This window comes from Rhodoblastus sp., from assembly GCF_041915505.1.
Taxonomy (GTDB): domain Bacteria; phylum Pseudomonadota; class Alphaproteobacteria; order Rhizobiales; family Beijerinckiaceae; genus Rhodoblastus.
Window position 1 is genome coordinate 1 of record NZ_JAYSBG010000311.1, and the last position, 4,160, is coordinate 4,160.

Annotated in this window: 5 protein-coding genes and 1 pseudogene; 1 reads left to right on the forward strand and 5 read right to left on the reverse strand. The window is 66.1% G+C overall.

Annotated features, from left to right (window positions below):
- The 5 genes from dprA to ACE3S9_RS15905 all read right to left on the reverse strand — a co-directional run.
- On the reverse strand, positions 1-1,115 hold a 1,115-nt coding region (gene dprA / locus ACE3S9_RS15885; protein ID WP_374547451.1), incomplete at its 3' end, for a DNA-processing protein DprA.
- The gene (gene plsY / locus ACE3S9_RS15890; RefSeq protein ID WP_374547452.1) at positions 1,112-1,711 is read right to left on the reverse strand and encodes a glycerol-3-phosphate 1-O-acyltransferase PlsY; all 600 of its coding nucleotides are present in this window, start codon (positions 1,709-1,711) and stop codon (positions 1,112-1,114) included. The genes dprA and plsY, both read right to left, overlap by 4 nt.
- Positions 1,711-3,033: a dihydroorotase gene (gene pyrC / locus ACE3S9_RS15895; RefSeq protein WP_374547453.1), complete on the reverse strand. Its 1,323-nt coding sequence runs from the start codon at positions 3,031-3,033 to the stop codon at positions 1,711-1,713. Before pyrC ends, plsY begins: the two co-directional genes overlap by 1 nt.
- A gap of 201 nt (positions 3,034-3,234) precedes the next feature.
- Positions 3,235-3,522, reverse strand: coding sequence for a GIY-YIG nuclease family protein (locus tag ACE3S9_RS15900; RefSeq protein WP_374547454.1), 288 nt, complete (start codon positions 3,520-3,522; stop codon positions 3,235-3,237).
- 131 nt (positions 3,523-3,653) lie between these two features.
- Positions 3,654-3,956: a hypothetical protein gene (locus tag ACE3S9_RS15905; protein WP_374547455.1), complete on the reverse strand. Its 303-nt coding sequence runs from the start codon at positions 3,954-3,956 to the stop codon at positions 3,654-3,656.
- Between the two features lie 94 nt (positions 3,957-4,050).
- Between ACE3S9_RS15905 and ACE3S9_RS15910 the strand changes: the two are divergent.
- A pseudogene (locus ACE3S9_RS15910) lies at positions 4,051-4,160 on the forward strand (alpha/beta hydrolase); the annotation flags it as partial.

Below are 4,160 nucleotides of genomic sequence, written 5' to 3' on the forward strand. Positions count from 1 at the left end.
GCCCGCGCGAGATCGTCAATGGCGACCGGCGACGGCCCCAACAGGCGCTCTACCTGTTCGCGCGGCTCGACGGATGGTTCCGGCACGGCCGTTTCCGACGGTGGCCAGGCGTTCGACCCGTCATCCTCGCGATCGGCAAGCGCTTCGGGCGCGGCCACGACCTCCCGATCCGCCTCGTCCCACAAGGCGCCGTCGAAGGGCGCAGGATCGGGTTCGAACAGCAGATCGTAACGCGCCGCCCCGCGCGCGGCGAGCGGCGCGACCGCATCGATCACATCCTGCGCGCTCGCGCAGAGCAGCGCGCCATCGCGGATCAGGTCGTTGGTCCCTTCCGCGCGCGGATCGAGCGGCGAGCCGGGCACCGCGAAGACCTCGCGGCCCTGCTCCTGCGCGAATTTCGCTGTGATGAGCGAGCCCGAGCGCCGCGCCGCCTCGACCACAACGGTGGCCAGCGCCAGCCCCGAGACGATGCGGTTGCGACGGGGGAAATCGCGCCCGCGCGGCTCGTAGCCGAACGGCATTTCCGCGATCACCGCGCCGCGCTCGGCCATTTGGTCGAACAGAGCCGCGTTTTCCGGCGGATAGGGCTTGTCCAGCCCGCCCGCCAGCACGCCAATGGCGCCGGTCGCCAGCGAAGCGCGATGGGCGCAGGCGTCGATGCCGCGCGCGAGGCCCGAAACCACGCCATAGCCGGCGGCGCCGACGCCGCGCGCCAGCCGTTCCGTCATGGCGAGCCCGGCCGCCGAAGCATTGCGCGACCCGACCAGCGCCACCATCGGCCTTTGCAGCAGAGCGGCGTCGCCGCGCATAGCGATCAGCGGCGGCGGCGCGTCAATGGCGCGCAGGGAGGGCGGGTAATCCGGCTCGCATGACGCGATGAAGCGCGCCGAAAGCTTTTCGGCCTGCTCCCATTCGCGCAGCACGTTGTCGCGGGAGGCGATCACGACCGCGCGGCCCTTGCCCTGGCGGATCAACTCCGGCAAAGCGCGCAAAGCCGCCCCGGCCTCGCCATAGCGCGCGAGCAAAGCGCGAAAGGTGCGCGGCCCGATATTCTCGCAGCGGATGAGTTGCAGCCAGTCGAGCTTCTGCTCATCGGTGAGCCGCGCCGTTCTCATCCCTTCTGGCCGATCTTGCCTTCGGTCCCCGCGCGCAGACGGGCGATGTTTTCCTTGTGCTTTCCCCACAGGATCGCGGCCATGACGGCGAGCAGGAGGGCGTGGGCCGGCAGGCCCATCAGCCACAAGATGACAGGCGAAAGCGCGCTGGCGACCAAAGCGGACAATGAGGAATATTTCGACAGATAGGCCGTCGCCAGCCAGATCGCCATGAAGGCGAGCCCCGCCGGCCAGGCGAAGCCGAACAGGCAGCCGAGAAAGGTGGCGACGCCCTTGCCGCCCTTGAACTTCAGCCAGACCGGGAAAATATGGCCGATAAAGGCGCCGAAACCGGCCAGAGCGCCGGCTTCGGGCGAGAGCGCGGACAGCAGCAGCACCGCCGCCGTCGCCTTCAGCGCGTCAAGCAACAGGGTCGCGGCGGCAATGTCCTTGCGGCCGGTGCGCAGCACATTGGTCGCGCCAATATTGCCGGAGCCGATCGAGCGGACGTCGCCCAGACCGGCCGCCTTGGTCAGCAGCAGGCCGAAGGGGATCGAGCCGAACAGATAGCCGATGGCGAGCGCGGCCAGCGCTATGGGCAGAGACGGTAGATCCATCATGCGCGCTCCATCGCTGCGACGCCGTGGACGATCTGACCGCCGACCATGGTCGCCTTGACCACGCCCTGCAGCCGGGCCTCATCGAAGGGCGTGTTCTTGCAGCGCGATTTCAGGTCTTCCTTGTCGAGCACATAGGGCTCGTCGGGGTCGAAGCGGATCAGGTCCGCCGGCGCGCCGCGCTTCAACCGGCCCTGCTCCAGCCGCAGAATATCGGCGGGCCGGGTCGTCATGGCGCGCAACAGGTTGGCGAGCGGGATATGGCCGGAATGGACCAGCCGCAGGCCGGCCGAAAGCAGGGTTTCGAGGCCCACGGCGCCGAAATCGGCCTCGCCGAACGGCAGGCGCTTGGTTTCGACGTCCTGCGGATTGTGATCGGAGAAGATCACGTCGATCAACCCGCTGGCGACCGCCTCGACCAAAGCCAGCCGCTCCTCCTCGCGCCGCAGCGGCGGCTTGAGCTTCAGAAAGGTGCGATAGGAGCCGATATCATTCTCGTTCAGCGTCAGATGATTGATGGTGACGCCGCAGGAGACCGGCAGGCCCTCGGCCTTGGCCTTGGCGATCACATCGAGCGCGAGCGTGGTGGAAATGGGCGCGGCGCAATAGCGCGCGCCGGTCATGCGGACGAGGCGGATGTCGCGGTCGAGCGCGATGGCTTCCGCCTCGCGCGGCACGCCGGAAAGGCCAAGGCGCGTGGCGAGTTCGCCGGAATTCATCACGCCCGAACCGGCAAGATCGCGGTCCTCGGGGAAATGCAGGAGTAGCGCGTCGAAATCGCGCGCATAGGTCATGGCGCGGCGCAGGGTCTGGCTATTGCGGATCGAGCGCGAGCCGTCGGTGAAGGCGACCGCGCCAGCTTCGCGCAGCAGGCCGAATTCGGAAATTTCTTGCCCTTCCAGCGCTTTGGAAATGGCGGCCGCCGGCAGGACGCGGACCCGCCCGTGGTCGCGCGCGCGGCGCTTGAGGAAATCCACCACGGCGGGATCGTCCACCGGCGGATTGGTCTCGGGGCTCGCGACCAGCGTCGTGACGCCGCCGACCGCGGCGGCGGCGGTGGCCGTGGCGATGGATTCGCGATGTTCCGCGCCGGGTTCGCCGACGAAGGCGCGCAAGTCGATCAGGCCGGGACAGACCACGTCGCCGCCGCAATCGATGATGGAAATGTCGTGCGACAGGGTCTGCGCCGCGATTTCGGCGCCGAAATCCTTGATCCGGCCATCCTCGACCAGCACGCCGCCGCGCGTCTCGGCTCCGCTTTCGGGGTCGATCAGCCGGGCGTTGACAAAGGCGAGCGGCGGGTGAGGATTGTTCTGAACCATGGCTTTCGATAGCGCGCGGCGCGGGATTGGGCAATCGGGCAAGAATCGGCGCGCGGCTCAATTCACGGGTTTCGCGCTCGTATTACGGCCGCGCGCGCAACCACGCCGGACCGTCATTGCGAGCGAAGCGAAGCAATCCATGCAACCGTTCAACAGGCTGAGAGGTGGATTGCTTCGCTTCGCTCGCAATGACGGCTTCTGTTAGGCCAAGTCCTCGTATAGATCGCGCCATTGTGGGTTCATGGCCTCGATCAAGGCGATTTTCTTTTGGCGAGAGCCGGCCTTGAGTTGTTTTTCACGCCCGATGGCGTCGTCCATCCGGGGATAAGGCTCGTAAAAGACAAGCAAATGGCATTGGTATCGGCCGGTAAAACCTTTGATGAGGTCGTTCCGGTGCTCGTGAACGCGCCGGGCGAGATTTGACGTCACGCCGGTGTAGAGCGTGCCATGGCGCTTGCTCGCCATGATGTAAACGCAAGGCTCCCGCACCAACGATCCTTTCCACGCCTCTCAACCGTCATTGCGAGCGGAGCGAAGCAATCCACCTTTCAACCTGCTGAATCGTCGAATGGATTGCTTCACTCCGCTCGCAATGACGGTGTCCCCATTCACATAAGTCATCACACGCGTCGCCGAATGGTCCAGCCGATGGCAAAGCCGATCAAGGCCAGCAGCGTGAAGGCGCCGAGCTGGAAGAAGACATTGCTCATGGCGCCGGGCAGCTTGCCGCTGCCGCTGGCGTGCGCGAACAGGTCAGAGGCGTAGACGGCCTCGACCACGATCACGGGAAGGATCCACCACGGCCGCCAGCCGCGCCAGCCGATGATCCCGGCGACAATCAGGACGGGATAGGCCAGACCGCTATAAAGGTGAGCAAAAGCGGCCTGCAAGACCAGCCAGAAGGCGCGAACGGCGAGCAGCACGAGATTCTCCGGACCTGATGAACGAAAAAGTTTGCTTTGAAAGCCCGCGCTTCGCTAAGAAGGCCGCTCGACAGACCATCCCGAGACCGTATCCATGCCCGAGGTGATTTTCAACGGACCCGCCGGCCGTCTCGAAGGACGCTTCCACCCGTCCAAACAGCGCGGCGCGCCGATCGCGATCATTCTTCATCCGCATCCGCAATT

Bases quoted from the DNA above. Each gene is read 5' to 3' on its own strand.
- pyrC (WP_374547453.1), bottom strand. From the start codon at position 3,033: ATGGTTCAGAACAATCCTCACCCGCCGCTCGCCTTTGTCAACGCCCGG.
- plsY (WP_374547452.1), bottom strand. From the start codon at position 1,711: ATGGATCTACCGTCTCTGCCCATAGCGCTGGCCGCGCTCGCCATCGGC.